Origin of the sequence: Ningiella ruwaisensis (assembly GCF_004798935.1) — a bacterium.
GTDB lineage: Bacteria > Pseudomonadota > Gammaproteobacteria > Enterobacterales > Alteromonadaceae > Glaciecola > Glaciecola ruwaisensis.
Window position 1 is genome coordinate 52,248 of sequence record NZ_RAHT01000006.1, and the last position, 16,262, is coordinate 68,509.

Sequence of the window (16,262 nt, forward strand, 5' to 3'; positions counted from 1 at the left end):
ACATTAAAAAGCCTTCATTGTGAAGGCTTTTTTTTGAGAGGGCGTTTTGCTAACGCCCTACACCATTTTCCTAAGCAAATGACCGGTGTTAAGCGATAACAAGCGCCAGCAACCGATTGCTCCAAGTAGTCCTACTACCACTGCTCCCACGGTGGGTGCGATTGCCCAATATTCCACATGCAATCCAAAGGGCATTTGGAATACTTGCGTTTGCAGCATATACAGACTGAACTCATTGGCAAGTGCAGCCATAAGTCCTGCAACCGTGCCGATAATGAGAAACTCATTGATTACACTAAAGCGAATGCTCGAGCCTTTTAAACCAAGCGTGCGTAATATCGCTAATTCCTGCAACCTTTCATCCATACTGGCTTGCACCTGCGCAATGAGCACCAAAGCCCCTGCGACAAGCACCAGTACCAATATAAATTCTACCGCCATGGAGACCTGATCGATGATCTCTCGCAACTGATTGATGCGCGCGTCCACATCAAAAAGTGTCACGCTTGCAAACGGCGCCATAATGCGTGAGATCTCATTTTTGCGCGACTCATCAAGATGAAAGCTTGTGATGTAGGTTGCACTGAAATTTTCCATGGCTTTGGGATGTAGAACAAAGAAAAAGTTTGGTTGTAAGGTTTGCCAGTCGACTTCACGCATACTGGTAACGGTCGCAGAGACGACTTCTGAGCCAATGTTAAAGGTCAGTACATCGCCCATTTCAATATCGAGCCGACTTGCCACTTCAGTTTCAACAGAAATCGGAACTGGCTCGCCTTCTTGCCAATCGTCATGCCATTGACCTTCGACTATGACATTGCCTCGCTGAAGTTCAGTGCTCCAGCTTAAGTTTGCTTCACGGCCAAGACCTTGTCGCCCCTCGTTTGCCACTTCTTCATCTTCTTTGGTAATTTCAGTGCGGATGCGCTCTTCATTGATTGCAACAAAACGCCCTCGAGCGACCGGGTAAAACTTCTCGTACTGCACGTCATTTTTTGTGAAGTGCTCTTTTAAAGCTTCTTTTTGCGATTCAGTAACGTTTGCAATGAAATAGTTCGGCGTACCTTCCGGTAGCTGGTCTCGCCATTGTTTTACCATGTCGTTGCGCATGACAAGCACAACAAGCAGCAACATGATAGTGATAGCAAAACTGATTAATTGCACTGAATTACCCATAGCGCGTCGGCGTATACGCGCCCATGCCAGTGTCCAGGCTCCCATGCTACCTGCCCCCAATTTTCTGCCGAGCATAATTAATAAATATGTCATACCCAGTAAGCTCACTACCAGAATAATCCCGGAAGCAAACAGAATGCTGGAGATAAGCAAGTTTTGGCTGTAGGTCCACATAAGTAAAAAGACAGCAGAGCCTGAGAATACAAATTGCAACGCTCTTGACGATAAGGTCGCCTGAATATCTTTTCGCAGCACGCGTAGTGGCGGAACAGAAAATAGCTGCAATAGCGGGTAAAGCGAGAATAATAGCGCGCATACAACGCCGGTGAAGACCGCTATCCCGAGGGGACGCCAGTACCATGTATTAAGCGCGACCTCGACCTGTCCGGCCAGCAAAGTAACTACCGCCTGCTGGATTAAATAACCGGCAATCACACCAATCAAAATTCCCAATATGGTAATAAAGCAAATTTGCATTAAGTAAATTTTGCGTACCATGGCACCACTGGCACCTAAGGTTTTCATGATTGCGACAGGGTCAAAGTGACGCTGAGAATAACGTTGCGCAGCCACCGCAATAGAAACTGCAGCCAAGACAATCGCCAGTAGTGAAGCAAGTAAAAAGTATTCTTCCGCCCGGGCAACTGAACGACCAATGGGTGATTCGTCATCTTCAATACTGGTCCATCGATGCACTTCCCTATTTAACTGAGGACGCAGCCACTCGTAATAATCATCAAGTTCGTTGGCCTCTCCGGTGAAATAGTACTTATAGCTCACGCGACTACCAGGACCTGTGATGTTGGTAGCAGGCACGTCTGTTGATGACATTAACAGCATGGGGTCGGTGTTAAACACGCTAAAGCCTGCATCCGGTATTTCACTTAAAATTTCGGTCACGGTGAGAGTCGCATCCCCAACTTCTATCTGGCTACCCTTTTCAACGCCAAGCAACTGATACAAGCGAGAGTCAATCCATACCTCCCCAGGTGCAGGAGAGGCCTGCGTCACTTCTCCTTCGCCAAAAGCCTGCTGTGTTATTTTTATATTTCCTTTTAATGGGTAGTTTTCATCAACTGCTCGTAAATCTGACAGTGCAAGCTCGTCGCCAGCAAATACCATAGAGCGAGTGGATATCTGAAAAGCGGTACCCAAGCCTCTATTTCGGGCTTCCTGGATCCATGCATCATCTACCGGGTTTCTTGAGCGAAGCTGACTGTCAGCGGCAATAAATTCCGCGCTTCTGTCGGTAAGGGCTTGCTGTAAACGCTCTGAGAATAAAGAAAGGGATAAGACAGAAGCAACCGATAAGACAATGGCAAGCAAAATGATCGTCAATTCGCCCCGCCGCGCCTCATGTTTAAATAAACGCCAAGCTAGCGTGAAGGCCATCTTCATCCGTTTTGTCCTCCAGCAACGACTTTAAGCGGCTGGGTTTCCTCTTTAAGCTCGCCTGCACTCATGCGTAACTGTCTTTCACAGCGACTGGCAAGCTCATCATCGTGCGTCACCAAAACCAGGGTTGTATCTGACTCTTGATTGAGTTTGAACAAAAGCTCCTCCACTTTTTGAGAATTACTTGAATCAAGATTACCGGTAGGCTCATCAGCGAAGAGAATTTTAGGATTGGTGATAAATGCGCGGGCAATCGCAACACGCTGTTGTTCGCCGCCCGAAAGCTGGTTTGGAAAATGATGCGCTCTATGATCAAGGCCAACTTGTTTGAGTATTTCCTGCGCGCGCTGCTTTGGCTTGTCTAATCCGGCAATCTCGGCTGGAAGCATAATATTTTCAAGCGCCGTTAAGCTTTGCACCAACATAAAACTTTGAAAGATAAAGCCAACTTTTTCACCTCTGACTCTTGCTCGCGCTTCTTCATCCATTTCATGAAGTGGCGCACCATCTAGCATGATATGACCACCACTGACCTCGTCAAGTCCGGCTAATAAACCCAACAATGTTGACTTACCCGAGCCAGATGCCCCTATAATAGCCACCGACTCACCCTGCTTTACGCTAAAGGTGATAGGCTGAAGGATCTGTAATTCGCCTTCGCTCGTAGTCACTTTTTTAATTAATGATTTTGTTTCAATAATGGTGGAGGCCTTCGTCATAGTGTCTTTGTTCTCTCGAAAGTTGGTAAGCGTTGTTCAATCTTTATTTTTCGTTAGTCTTTTATTCCCGTTTATCGTTCATTCAGATCAAGCGATAAGCGCGCCTGATAATGACAAAAATGTAAGCGCGTGTGTCGATACCTGTAAATTGCTGGTGCTAGGCGACAGCTTAAGTGCAGCCTATGGCTTAACAAGTGACCAAGGTTGGGTAGCACTTTTGCAAGATTATTGGGAGGCACAAAATCAACCGATAGAAGTGATCAACGCAGCAATTAGCGGGGATACAAGCGACGGTGGACTGGCTCGATTACCTCGCTTACTTGAGTTGCATGAGCCTACTCATCTTTATATCGAACTTGGCGGCAATAACGGCTTGCAAGGCCATAATCCGACCAAAATTAAACAAAATCTTGCTGAAATGATAGAACTTGCGCTTAAAAATGATGTGAAGGTTATTCTACAGGAAATTCAAATCCCCACTAACTACGGTCGACGATACACCGAGCTTTTTGTGCAAAACTATCACGAACTAGCTGAAGAATATGACGTGCCTCTGCTGCCGTTTTTCTTGCAAGACATCGCGCTTAATCCAACATTGATGCAAAACGACGGCATCCATCCAACTGCCGAAGCGCAGCCGATGATCGTGGAGTTTTTAGCCCCAAAGTTATTGCCTCTAATCAGGGAAAGTAAATAAAAAAGGTAATAAAGAGTTGCTAGAAAAGGTAAGCGGTTGTTTTAAAAATGCCTTCCGCTTTTTTCTGCCGCTTTTAAAGTAAAGCGGGACTAACTTTCATATTCTGCTTCCTGTTCTTCGATATAAAGCCGAACATCTTCGTTTTTGACACGCTGATAGATTTCTTCAACGCTAATAGTGCAGTCAATTGAGTCAAAATAAATCTCTTCCCCCAAAAAATAATGGGTAGAGCGCCAATCATCGTTTTTACGGTATACAGTAACATCTGCCACATCTTGCTCTATCAGTACATACTCTTGAAGACTCGCAAGATTTAAATAATCCAGAAGCTTAGTTTTTTCATCCATTTTGCGCGTTGAGCGAGACACAACTTCTACAATGATCACGGGAGTTTCAGTAAAATAAGGCTCTGATTCATCAAAATGACAATCCACAAGCACATCTGGATAATAAAAATTGTCTTTCACGCGTACTTTCATATCAGAGCCAAAAGGTTCGCAGGGTGAACCATCAAGGTGATTTCCAAAACGTCTCGTAACGTTTTGGCTAATTCGCTCATGATTGGCAGATGCACCTGCCATAGCATACGCCTCACCGTCAATCAGCTCATGCTTAATCTTGCTTGTTAATTCTCCCTTTAAATACTCATCAGGGCGTATGACTTTCTTTTGACTCAGCGTGGACATAATCTACCTTTTGAACTGCTTATTCTAATGGACCGGCGCGTAAACGACTGAGTTTACGCTAGAGCAACTTTATCTTAAGTCAATTTCAAATCAACCGAAACTGGACAATGGTCAGATCCTAAAATATCGTCATGGATGTTTGCATCGCAAACCATGGGTAATAATGCTTTGGAAGCCAGAAAATAATCAATTCTCCACCCGATATTTCGCGGCCTTGCCCCCGCACGATAACTCCACCATGTGTATTTGTCTGTCGTGTCCGGGTAATGATGCCTGAAAGTATCGACAAAACCTGCTTCAACTAAATTGTCGATGCCGTCAATTTCCTTTTGGGTAAAGCCTGCGCTTTTATTGTAATTTTCCTTGGGGCGAGCCAAATCGATATTTTTATGCGCAACATTAAGATCACCACACACCAACACTGGCTTTTTCGCCTCTAACTTTTTCAGATGTGCTAAAAACGCCGCATCCCATTCTTGCCTGTAAGGCAGACGCTTCAGTTCGTTACCTGAATTAGGCGTATAAACGGTAACTAAAATAAATTTATCAAATTCAGCCGCAATAACGCGCCCTTCTTGGTCATGCTCTTCGATACCCAAGCCATATTCAACGTTAACGGGAGATGCCTTACTTAAAATAGCTGTGCCAGAGTAGCCTTTACGGATTGCTGAATGCGAGAAAAGTTCGTAACCTTCAACACTGCCAATGGCCTCGGCCACTTGTTCACACTGTGCTTTAGTCTCCTGAAAACAAATAATATCAGGCGCCAAAGCCTCAAATGATTGAAAAAAGTCCTTTTTTAATACGGCACGAATGCCATTTACATTCCAACTTACTATTCTCATTTTTTTTCCTGTTTAAAGATCTGCATACCAAATAAAGCGGCATCGCTAACGCAGGGAAGCTACTAGGCCCACGATAAATGCTCTCCAGCATCGTTAATTTGCTTAGCAGAGGGGCCCCTCTACTTTCGTCGCAAATTAACAAAGCAAGAGAGCACTATTCGCATCCACAGTCCTTATTTTTTGCTGCAGATACAGAGGCTAAAGGCTAATTAGAGTACGCCACCGGTTTAGCCGGATCGCGGTTTAAATAACGGTCGCGAAGTTTGATTTGTCGCGAAGTCATTTCAACCGGCTCGCCTTTAATAAATACCTGCTCAGCCGCCTCGGTGACTTCTAATGGGTCGCCTGTCCAAATCACCAAAGATGCCTCTTTGCCCGACTCCAGACTGCCGAGTGTGTCATCTAACCCAAAGATTTTTGCCACATTTAGACTGATTGCGGCTAAGCCAGCAGAGTGCGGCAATCCATTAGCCACTGCGTTTCCTGCATGCTGTGGCGCCAGGCGAATGTTGTGCGTATCCATGCCAATGGCAACTAGCACACCAGCTTTGTGCAATCTGGCTGCATTTTCAAGCGTTGCACCTATCTGATCAAAGCCACCTGGTAAGTTATTCTCAGGGTTAAGAATTACCGGTACATTCGCTTTTGCAATTTGCTCTGCAACGCGCCAACCCTCCGTCGCGTTTACCAACACAAGGTTTAAGTTTTCATAACGGTTTTTCAAAGCCAATGCCTGTAATATATCAGCCGCTCTATCAGCCGTTATCAAAAGCGGCAGCTCCCCATTTATAACCGGTATCATCGCTTTTGCATCAGCACGCGTTATCATGCCTTCCCAATCTTCCGTTGGGCTTAGGTCAGTACCAGCAGCAAACACTGCTTCATCTAGGGCTTGATTCAATGCCACCCATAATGCAGCACGACTATCACCGTTAGCGTGTGTGCCGCCATCCCCTACATTTACATGCATAAATGCATTGGCTTTAACAAGCGCTGTAAAATCACCTGCCAAATCAATCACCGCACCCTGACCATTAAATAACTGGCCGGTGCGACTGATGCCTGTCACTGCGTGCGTGAAGCCTTCTACGCGCGTTACAGGCACTAAGGTTGAATCCGGATTAATGGCAAATTGAACGTCATAGGCAGCTCCAACAGACGAGACAGGAAGTGCTTCTACGCGCGCATCAACTGGTCCTGCCGATAAACTCACTTCTTCTAAACCAAGAGAGGTCAGTGCACCAATAAAGCCTGGCGTTATTACTTTTCCGTCGGCTTCTATTTCACGATAACCGGAAGGCACTGAATCAGCGTCTAATACCTGCTGAATCTTTCCGTTATCAATCAGTATCGTACCGTCTTCGATAACACCTGCTGAACCAAGCGTATGAATTTGAGCGCCAGTGATGGCTATTTTTTCAGCTACAGCGCTTGCACTTAAGGCAAGTAGACAAGCAGAGGCGAGTAAACTAAAGCGCTTGTTCAATAATGTATGTTTCATTTTGCATCTCCTTGACCAACTTGTCCCACTTCGAAATCACTCACGGGCCAGCTTTCCGGGTTCGTTCTGTCGTAAACCATTGCACCGTCAATAAATACTTTTTCCGCTTGAGAATAGGTTGAGAACGGGTCGCCAGACCAAAGTACAACGTCTGCGTTTTTGCCCGCTTCCAGCGAACCGGTGTGCTCAAATATTCCTAAAGATTTGGCAGGATTGGCTGAAAGCCATGTCCATACATCTTCTTTGGGGATGTCGATACCAGCGCGTTTTCCGTCTGACCAGGCTTTCGCCGCTTCCTGATTTAATCGCTGTATGCCAATATCGCTATCAGAATGCACGATCGCACAGGCGCCCGCTTGATGCACCATTGGAATGTTTTCGCGAATACCGTCATAGGCTTCCATTTTAAAGCCCCACCAATCGGCCCACATGGCGCTACACACGTTATTCTCTGCTAATTTGTCAGAGATTTTGTACGCTTCAACGGCGTGATGGAAAGTTCCTATTTGATAGTCAAATTCTTTCATTACATCCATCATTACGGCCATTTCATCCGCGCGGTAGCAATGCATGTGAACTAGGATATCGCCCGAAAGAACACCTGCCAGAGTCTCAAGACGTAAATCACGCTTTGGCGGATCGCCGGCTGTTCCTGCTTCTTTAGCAGATTCGTATTCATCCCATTTATCTTTGTATTCCTGCGCTTCTATCCAGGCCTTTCGGTATCCGGCTACGTTAGCCATGCGTGTCATCGGACCGCCTTTAGCGCCATATACACGCTTAGGATTTTCACCACACGCCATTTTGATGCCATATGGCGCCTCAGGAAACTTCATGTCCTGAATGGTACGATTCGGTAAATTCTTAACGGTAACGCTTCGTCCACCAAACAAGTTAGCAGAGCCGGGTAATATCTGCAGTGCTGTTACTCCGCCTGCAAGTGCGCGCTGAAAGCCTGGATCCTGCGGCCAGATGCTATGTTCTGCCCATACTTCTGCAGTAACCGGCCCTGTCATTTCATTGCCGTCTGAGTGAGACTGCGTTCCCGGCGACGGATATACCCCTAAATGGCTGTGATTATCAATAATGCCAGGAGTGACCCATTTGCCTGAGCCATCAATCTCAATCGCATTAGAGGGAATAGAGACATCTTCACCTACTGCCGATATTTTACCATCGCGTAGCAAAATAGCCCCCTGTTCAATCATATTTCCGACACCATCTAAAATCGTGACGTTGCTGATGACCACAGGTGCCGATTCAATTCTTTGATAAGTGCTGGGGAAGGGATTGGATTTGTCGTAAACCGGTGCTGTTTGCTCTTGTTTATCGTCACTACAAGCGGCTAAAAATAGCGCTGAGAACACAAGCGCAACACCCACTTTCTTATTATTAGTAAAACGCATAGCTTTCCTTAAGTGAATAACACAGTAATGATAGTTACCGCAATAAGAGTAAATCGCTACGCGCTTTCCTGCAACTTTGATTCGCCCATAATTCCTTATTCATGGAACTGATATTTTCCCAGTAGGTCGCACAGGCTATATTTCGTGTTAGTTAATCTTGGCGAAGGACGGAGACGATACTATTGGAGTCTTTAAGGGTGCGAACCTGACTAAAGAGTTCATGCGCTTCGGAGTATTCCCGTTGCAAGTAGCCAAGCCATTGTTTGATACGATTTGGATAATAACGGCCTTTGTCTCCGAAAATTTCGTATCCGGAATATCTAATCAGTAATTCTTTTACTTGAGGCCACTGCATAGGCGCATCTGAAAATTTTATCGTTGCGGCCAAATTAGGCAAAGATAAAGCGCCTCTGCCTAGCATAATGTCTTGCACCTGGCTTTGCATCTGACACTTTAGGGCATCATCAGCATGCCAAATCTCTCCGTTTGCGATTATGGGAATGGAAACCTGCTGTTTAATTTTTGCGATCCAATCCCAGTAAGCCGGAGGCTTATAGCCCTCCACTTTGGTGCGTGCATGCACAGTCAATAAACTTGCGCCGGCTTTTTCAATCGCATCGGCATTTTCCAATGCAAGCGATTTGTCATCAAAACCAAGACGAATTTTAGCGCTTACCACATGTTCACTCGGAACCGCTTCCCTCACCGCTTTCACAATTTTATAAAGCGTGTCGGGCTCTTTGAGCAGAACCGCCCCACCCTTGCTTTTATTCACGGTTTTTGCCGGACAACCAAAATTTAAATCCACACCATGAGAACCCAAGTCAATCGCTTTTATAGCATTTTCAGCGAGCCACTGCGGATGTTGCCCAAGCAATTGAATTCGCACGGGAACGCCAGAGGGCGTTTTACAGCCATTTGCCAGTTCAGGACAAATTTTGTAAAACATCTTATCGGAATGTAGCTGTTCAACCACCCGCAAAAATTCAGTTACGCACAGGTCAAAGCCGCCCAGTTGCGTGAGCATATCTCGCATGAGGTGGTCGACTACACCTTCCATGGGAGCTAAAAATATTTTCATGATGAACTATACTAAAGTTGTGTTTGTATGCTTAACTAAGCGGGCGAGCATATTACTTGAGAAATGCAGTGCAGTAAAAGGCAATTCTTTAGACGCTGAACGACAGGCATGATAAGTCGGGTTGGTCCAAGCAATTTAATATCGTGCAATATTCACATTAAAATTTAGAGGTGTGTGTGAAAGAAGTTAAGGACATTAGTGTCTTAATTGTTGAAGATGAACTTATTGTTGCTCTGAATTTATCTAAAGAACTGCAAGGGCTTGGGTATCGTGTACTGGATTTAGCCGCCAGCGAAGAAGAAGCCGTCAATACTGCATTCACGCAAAAACCGGATGTCATTCTTATGGATATTAACCTGGAATCTGGCGGCTCTGGACTTTCTGCTGCAAAGCGAATTCGTGAGAGCAGTAATATCCCTGTCATCTATGTAACTGCCTACTCTAGCGATGAAATAATTGAACTGACCGGACAAACAAGTCCTTATGGATTCATTTTAAAGCCCTATAACATACGAGAAGTAAAAGCAGTAATTAATACTGCTCTGGTCAGGCATGAGTTTGAGGCTAGGCTCGAAAGATCAGAAAAACGATTAAAGGTCGCGTTACAAGTTGCTGATATGGGAGTGCTGGAATACGACCGTTCTGTTCATCAATTTCAGTTAAATGAACACACTAAAGACTTGCGCGCCTTAGGATTTAGGCAAAATATGGATAAAGCCGCGTTTTTAGCCTTGTTTGCCCCTTCAGACGCCAAGGATTTAAATCATTTATTGCTTGCAGGAGAACCCTTTTCTCGTAGAGCGCGTTTGCAGAACAAACTCAACAGCCTCAACCAGTACGTTGACGTATACCTCAGCCAAGTCTTGTTTGATGGTGATAAAGTCCAAATTGGCGCCGTTCAGGATGTAACCGATGTACAGAAGAATTTGGATGAGTTACTCGTATCCGACTCTGTGCTGCATCAGATGTTAGAAAGCGTTTTGATTTTAAACGATAAAGAAGAAATTATTCAGGTCAATCCTGCCTTCTGTCATTTGGTTGGTCTGAATGAAGAGCGCATTCTTGGGCAGCCAATTGACAAATTTTTATTGCATGACAGAAAGGATGATCTCAGTTTTTTGGATGGACTGAGTAAAGATGCCTTGTCTCAAAAGCGGGTGAAAGTAAAGCGTCACAACGACTCATCAATCGATGCGCTCCTAACTGCCAGTGATCTTCAATTAAGCGGTACAGATGAACATATCATTTTAACGTTGACCGACGTAAGTGAACTGGTTGCTGCTGAAAAAAAACTCAGTCACATAGCCTACAGCGATAGCCTTACCGGCTTTGGCAATCGCGCGGCTCTTAATAGGACACTGGAAAATTTAAGTAAAACGGAAGATGATTCCAGACCTGACGCTGCATTATTTTTTATCGATTTAGACTCTTTTAAACAGATTAATGACACATTAGGTCATGAACTTGGCGATAAAGTGCTGGCTGAATTTGCGTCTCGTTTACGACAGATTTTCAGAGATCAGGATACCCTTATTCGAATAGGAGGGGATGAGTTTGTCATTGTATTGACAGGAAACTTAAATCGAGATGGACTTGAACAGATTTGCCATAAAATAATGCAAAGCCTTGAACGTGATTTTCAGGTGGGTGAGCATACGCTGGATGTTTCCTGCAGTGTAGGGGTTGCCGTTGCAGAGGCTTCTGTTGACATCAATGAGCTACTAAAAAGAGCTGACGTGGCGATGTACCAAGCCAAGCAGTCAGGCAAAAACACTTATCGATTCTTCAATGCAAGTATGGGAGAAGAGACACATTATCGTATTTTCATTGAACAAGGTTTACGCCAAGCCATTAAGAATAGTGAAATAAGTATCCACTTGCAGCCAATTGTTGATCGAAACGGGAGGGTCTATTCAGCTGAAGCACTGTGTCGGTGGTATTCTCAGGCATCTGGCTTTATACCTCCAGATGAGTTTATCCCTGTTGCAGAAGAAAGTTTTTTAATTCAAAGCTTGGGGATAAAAGTCTTTCATGAGGCAATGCTTGCGAAGCGACAACTCAACGATGCCGGGTTTGGGGATATCAGCATAAATATCAATTTTTCAGAAAAGCAATTACAAAATAGAGAAACCTTTGCTGTTGTAGAAGATATGCTTGCTCAGCACGAACTAAAAGCCAGCGAATTTGTGATCGAAATTACCGAATCCACCCTTCACTCGGCAAAAAGTGACAAGACTATCGACAAATTAAGAGCCAAGGGCTTTCAGATCGCGCTTGACGACTTTGGTACAGGATATTCGTCACTTTCCCGCTTACATGATTACAATGTCAACATCATAAAAATTGATAAAAGTTTTGTGCAGGCAGTGTGTCATCAAGCAGAGCAAAAAATCATTACTCGCGGAATTGTATCGCTGGGTAAGGAATTAGGATATACGATTGTCGCTGAAGGCATTGAAAAACAAGCCGAATTAGACGCGCTTAAATTAATGGGATGCGACGGAATGCAAGGTTACTATTTTGCCAAACCAATGCCTTTGCATGAATTCATGCGATATTTAGGCAATCAGGACGCATGAGTACGAAACGAAATGGTGTGCGTCACGCCTGATTGATTGTTTTTCCCATCTGTACTTATGAGTGTGGCTTTTAACTGTTTCGCAAAAATATCAATTAATTCCTGGCCAAGAGATCCTGTGTTTTTGTGCATTGCCCCGCCCATGCCTTTACCATTGTCTGATACGATAATATCAACGAGATCTGAACATGTATAAATTTTGATACTGACCGTAGGTGACGCAACTTCTACTCCTTTAAACGCGTGCTTGAATGCGTTAGTTAAAAGTTCTGTAAGCAAGAATCCAAGCGGCACCATCTGATTTAATGAAATGGCAATCGATTGCGTTGCAAAATCCTTTTGGATGGAGACCTGTTGGGTATCTGCCATTGAGTCTCGAAGTAAATCCAGTAACTTATCTACAAATAGCTGTAGGCTGGCATGTGTAAAATCTTCCCGTTCATAAAGTAACTCATGGATTAGAGCCATTGACTTTAAGCGGCGTTGACTGTCTAAAAGTGCATCTCGGGTTTTAGCGTCTGTTGACTCGGCATTGGCTTGCAAATTAAGTAGGCTCGACATCACCTGCAAATTGTTTTTTACTCGATGATGCACTTCATTCAGCAACACCGTTTTTTCCTCAAGGGCTTTTTGAAGGCTTTGATTTGCCTCATACAAGGCTGAAACATCAGAAATAGTCGCCAGAAACAAAACCTCCTTACCGTCTAAAAGTGGAGACAAGGCGACTTCGACAGGCGTGTTTGTTGGCAGCAGGCTACAAACATCTTGAGGCGTATATTGGGTGCTTTCAGTAATCGCCTCATGAATACCCACCGTGTGTATTTTATCTTGAATATCTGCAAAACGTTTATGCAAGCGTGGATCATTGATATAAGAGAAAAATTTTGACTTGCCAATTTCTACACTTAGCTTGGTTAATTCTTCAAATCGTTTATTGCTGAACTGAATTGTGCCCTCTGTATCGAACGCAACCAATGCATCAATGGTTCGATTGATTACCGTCTCAAATCTTGATTGAGACAACTTAAGCTGTTGCTCTGTTTTTTTGCGTTCACTAATATCAATGGCTGAGGGGATAATGTGAGTGACGGTACCCTTGTCGTCTTTTAGGACTTCCATCATCAGGTCAATGGTGATAAAACCATCTGCCACTCTGGCGTCAATATCAAAGCGCACTGGTTTTCCCAAAAGTACTTGATGGATTGCCCGTTTTATTGAAGCTTGGACGGCTGATGAATACGACCACCAAAAGCAGTCCCAAAAATGCTTTCCCTTTACATCAGATAGTTTCAATCCTGCTGCAGTTAGAGGCGCTTTATTTGCGTCTAACACGACACCATTTACATCTAAAAGCCCCACAAATGTAAGTAGGCTGTCTAGCACGTTTGTTAATAAACGCTTGTTCGTCTCAGCAGAGCGCTTTGCAAACACTTCGCTGGTGATTTCTTCGGCAGTAACGAGCAAACCTCGTTTACCGTTACTAAAGTCGAAAGGTTGATAATTCGCTAACCAGTAACGAATTTGGTCAGAAGCGGGTGTTTTACCCTCGATCAACTTGTTGCTGACACTCTCATTGTGCAAATACACCTTATCGAAAATAGGGCTGAGGGTGTCAACTAAATCAGGCAGAACTTCTTCAATGGTTTTACCAATTGTATCTTTTTTAGAAACGCCGTTTACTTCTGCACACGCTTCATTCAACGCAATATAGCGTCGTTTATCGTCAAAACAGGCAATGACAGAGGGCAGTTTCTCGATAAATTGATTGAATCCCTCTGTGGTGAGGCTAAGCATCTACTTTCTCGACTAAAGTATTATTATTGAAGCTTAAGATGAAGCGCCCTGTTTGTAAACGGATAAAAATTCCCATAGATGGGATGGGCAGGTTATGGGTTTACGAAAAGATATCAGGCAGCGTCAGATACAAAAAAACCACCGAAAAGGTGGCTTTGATGTGTATGGCGTCCCCTAGGGGATTCGAACCCCTGTTACCGCCGTGAAAGGGCGGTGTCCTAGGCCTCTAGACGAAGGGGACAGAAGCTTTTCTGTTCCTAGAACATGTATTTTACCTTTACCAAGGTCTCAATTATTTTCATGGGCCACTGAGAAAATGGCGTCCCCTAGGGGATTCGAACCCCTGTTACCGCCGTGAAAGGGCGGTGTCCTAGGCCTCTAGACGAAGGGGACAACAATTCATTCGTTGTCGTGGTGGAGCTAGGCGGGATCGAACCGCCGACCTCTTGCATGCCATGCAAGCGCTCTCCCAGCTGAGCTATAGCCCCAGTCTCTGGAGCTGTAATACTCGCTACAGTTCCTTGACAGCGGGGCGCATTCTAGACATCCCCCCCCCGCAAGTCAACGGTTTTTTTTAAGAATTTTCGCGTTTTTCAATAAATTCGATCGCTTTGTCGATTCTTTGTGCGACCTTCGATTGTTTTAACAACACCAAGGTCACATCAAGCGATGGTGAGTTACCTGAGCCTGTTGCTGCCACTCTTAAGGGCATGCCCACTTTCCCCATTCCAAGGCCTAATTTTTCAGCGGTGTTATTGATCGCATTTTGGATATTTGCACTGTTCCACTCCCCTACTTCATTAAGAGCGTCACGCACAGCTACAAGACACTCCTTTGCCACTGGACGTAAATGTTTTTTTGCTGCATTAGCATCAAACTCTTCAAAATCCTCATAAAAATAACGACTGATTTCTGCCAGTTCTTTTAAGGTGTCAACACGTTCTGCCTGCACCTTAATCACGTCTTCAAGTGCCGGCCCATTGCGAACATCAATCTTTTGCTCATCAAAATGCCATTTTGCGTGTTCTGCGACCTCTGACGCGGGTAGCGTTTTAATGTAATGCTGGTTTAACCAAATCAGTTTTTCTGTGTTAAATGCGCTGGCTGACTTACTGATATGATCCAGACTAAATAAATCAATCATCTCGTCTACAGAAAAAATCTCTTGGTCGCCATGTGACCAACCCAAACGGACCAAATAATTTAGTACTGCTTGTGGCAAAAATCCATCATCTCGATATTGCATCACGCTTACCGCGCCATGCCGCTTAGACAATTTCTTACCGTCGTCACCCAATATCATGGAAACATGGGCATATTCAGGCACAGGCGCGCCTAGCGCTTTGAGGATGTTGATTTGACGAGGCGTGTTGTTAATGTGGTCTTCGCCGCGCACGACATGTGTGATACCCATTTCCCAATCATCTATAACAACGCAAAAATTATAGGTGGGTGTGCCATCTGAACGGCGAATAACCAAATCATCGAGTTCTGTATTAGAAATACGAATTTCGCCTCGCACATGATCTTTAAACACCACCTCGCCCTCTTTCGGGTTTTTAAAGCGAATTGCAAAGGCTTCGTTCTCAGGATAATCGGTTCTATCTCGCCATGTTCCCGGGTATCTTGGTTTCTCACCGCGTTTTTCCTGCTCTTCACGAATTTTATCCAACTCGTCACTTTTCATATAGCATCGGTAAGCGAGCCCTTGCTCTAATAACTTGTCGATATACTGATTATATTTATCAAAGCGCTCTGTTTGATAGTATGGCCCTTCGTCATGCTCAAGTCCTAACCATTTCATGCCGTCCAGTATGGCTTGTTTGGCTTGTTCAGTTGAACGCTCTACGTCCGTATCTTCAATTCGTAAGACAAATTTACCACCTTGGCTTTTTGCATAAAGCCACGAGTAAAGTGCGGTACGGGCACCACCAACATGCAAATAGCCGGTTGGACTGGGAGCAAAACGGGTTACAACTGACATTGATTTTCCTAATAGTTATTAGTAACAAATGATGGCGCGTAGTTTAACGGTTTAATGCGTCAACAAAAAGACTGAGCCTGATATTCTTTTTTTAGCGACATTTTGATAGCAACATAAATATGCGCAGTTCCGTAGCAAAAAAGAGTAAAGGCGCCTGATTTGTGCTTTTCAGCCTGGCTGATATCTCCTAATTGGAGAAAATTTCTTCGCTTAAGCGTATTTTATGCAATTTGATGTTGACACTTTAAAGCTCAACTCTATAATACCGCTCCACTTGTTGAGTATCAAAAGGTGCTCGACAGGTTTATGGAAATTCGGACGCTTAGCTCAGTTGGGAAGAAGAGCGAGCATCACCGCCTTTTACAAAAGAAAGGCGAGAGTCACTGGTTTAAGCCCGTGG

General features: G+C 44.5%; 11 protein-coding genes and 3 tRNA genes. 2 read left to right on the top strand and 12 right to left on the bottom strand.

Going from position 1 to position 16,262, the window contains the following annotated elements:
- Positions 1 to 57 precede the first annotated feature (57 nt).
- Positions 58 to 2,574, bottom strand: coding sequence for an ABC transporter permease (locus D6V41_RS12870; RefSeq protein WP_136251945.1), 2,517 nt, complete (start codon positions 2,572 to 2,574; stop codon positions 58 to 60).
- The gene (locus D6V41_RS12875) at positions 2,571 to 3,290 is read right to left on the bottom strand and encodes an ABC transporter ATP-binding protein (protein ID WP_179952558.1); all 720 of its coding nucleotides are present in this window, start codon (positions 3,288 to 3,290) and stop codon (positions 2,571 to 2,573) included. The genes D6V41_RS12870 and D6V41_RS12875 overlap by 4 nt, the downstream gene beginning before the upstream one ends.
- A gap of 1 nt (position 3,291) precedes the next feature.
- Here D6V41_RS12875 and D6V41_RS12880 point away from each other — a divergent pair, with 1 nt between their 5' ends.
- Positions 3,292 to 3,987: an arylesterase gene (locus D6V41_RS12880; RefSeq protein ID WP_421907810.1), complete on the top strand. Its 696-nt coding sequence runs from the start codon at positions 3,292 to 3,294 to the stop codon at positions 3,985 to 3,987.
- Positions 3,988 to 4,076: 89 nt separating this feature from the next.
- On the opposite strand, the gene D6V41_RS12885 is transcribed toward D6V41_RS12880, so the two are convergent.
- The 5 genes from D6V41_RS12885 to dusC form a co-directional block, all read right to left on the bottom strand.
- Complete coding sequence (locus tag D6V41_RS12885) at positions 4,077 to 4,673, bottom strand: Uma2 family endonuclease (RefSeq protein WP_136251947.1); 597 nt, start codon at positions 4,671 to 4,673, stop codon at positions 4,077 to 4,079.
- A 74-nt stretch (positions 4,674 to 4,747) separates the two neighbouring features.
- Positions 4,748 to 5,518, bottom strand: a complete 771-nt coding sequence (locus D6V41_RS12890) for an exodeoxyribonuclease III (RefSeq protein ID WP_136251948.1) — start codon at positions 5,516 to 5,518, stop codon at positions 4,748 to 4,750.
- 205 nt (positions 5,519 to 5,723) lie between these two features.
- Positions 5,724 to 7,019: an amidohydrolase family protein gene (locus D6V41_RS12895; RefSeq protein WP_179952559.1), complete on the bottom strand. Its 1,296-nt coding sequence runs from the start codon at positions 7,017 to 7,019 to the stop codon at positions 5,724 to 5,726.
- Positions 7,016 to 8,425, bottom strand: coding sequence for an amidohydrolase (locus tag D6V41_RS12900; RefSeq protein ID WP_136251949.1), 1,410 nt, complete (start codon positions 8,423 to 8,425; stop codon positions 7,016 to 7,018). Before D6V41_RS12900 ends, D6V41_RS12895 begins: the two co-directional genes overlap by 4 nt.
- A 151-nt stretch (positions 8,426 to 8,576) precedes the next feature.
- Positions 8,577 to 9,506 carry a tRNA dihydrouridine(16) synthase DusC gene (gene dusC / locus D6V41_RS12905; protein ID WP_136251950.1) on the bottom strand — a complete coding sequence of 310 codons (930 nt, stop codon included), beginning with the start codon at positions 9,504 to 9,506 and terminating at the stop codon, positions 8,577 to 8,579.
- 176 nt (positions 9,507 to 9,682) lie between these two features.
- On the opposite strand from dusC, the gene D6V41_RS12910 reads away from it, so the two are divergent.
- Complete coding sequence (locus tag D6V41_RS12910; protein ID WP_168711032.1) at positions 9,683 to 12,085, top strand: two-component system response regulator; 2,403 nt, start codon at positions 9,683 to 9,685, stop codon at positions 12,083 to 12,085.
- Here the strand turns inward: D6V41_RS12910 and D6V41_RS12915 are convergent.
- The 5 genes from D6V41_RS12915 to gltX form a co-directional block, all read right to left on the bottom strand.
- Positions 12,073 to 13,878 carry a PAS domain S-box protein gene (locus tag D6V41_RS12915; RefSeq protein WP_136251952.1) on the bottom strand — a complete coding sequence of 602 codons (1,806 nt, stop codon included), beginning with the start codon at positions 13,876 to 13,878 and terminating at the stop codon, positions 12,073 to 12,075. The genes D6V41_RS12910 and D6V41_RS12915 overlap by 13 nt on opposite strands.
- Before the next feature lie 165 nt (positions 13,879 to 14,043).
- A tRNA-Glu gene (locus tag D6V41_RS12920) sits at positions 14,044 to 14,119 on the bottom strand.
- A gap of 76 nt (positions 14,120 to 14,195) precedes the next feature.
- A tRNA-Glu gene (locus D6V41_RS12925) sits at positions 14,196 to 14,271 on the bottom strand.
- Between the two features lie 19 nt (positions 14,272 to 14,290).
- A tRNA-Ala gene (locus tag D6V41_RS12930) sits at positions 14,291 to 14,366 on the bottom strand.
- Between the two features lie 86 nt (positions 14,367 to 14,452).
- Complete coding sequence (gltX, locus tag D6V41_RS12935; RefSeq protein WP_136251953.1) at positions 14,453 to 15,862, bottom strand: glutamate--tRNA ligase; 1,410 nt, start codon at positions 15,860 to 15,862, stop codon at positions 14,453 to 14,455.
- Positions 15,863 to 16,262: the final 400 nt, after the last annotated feature.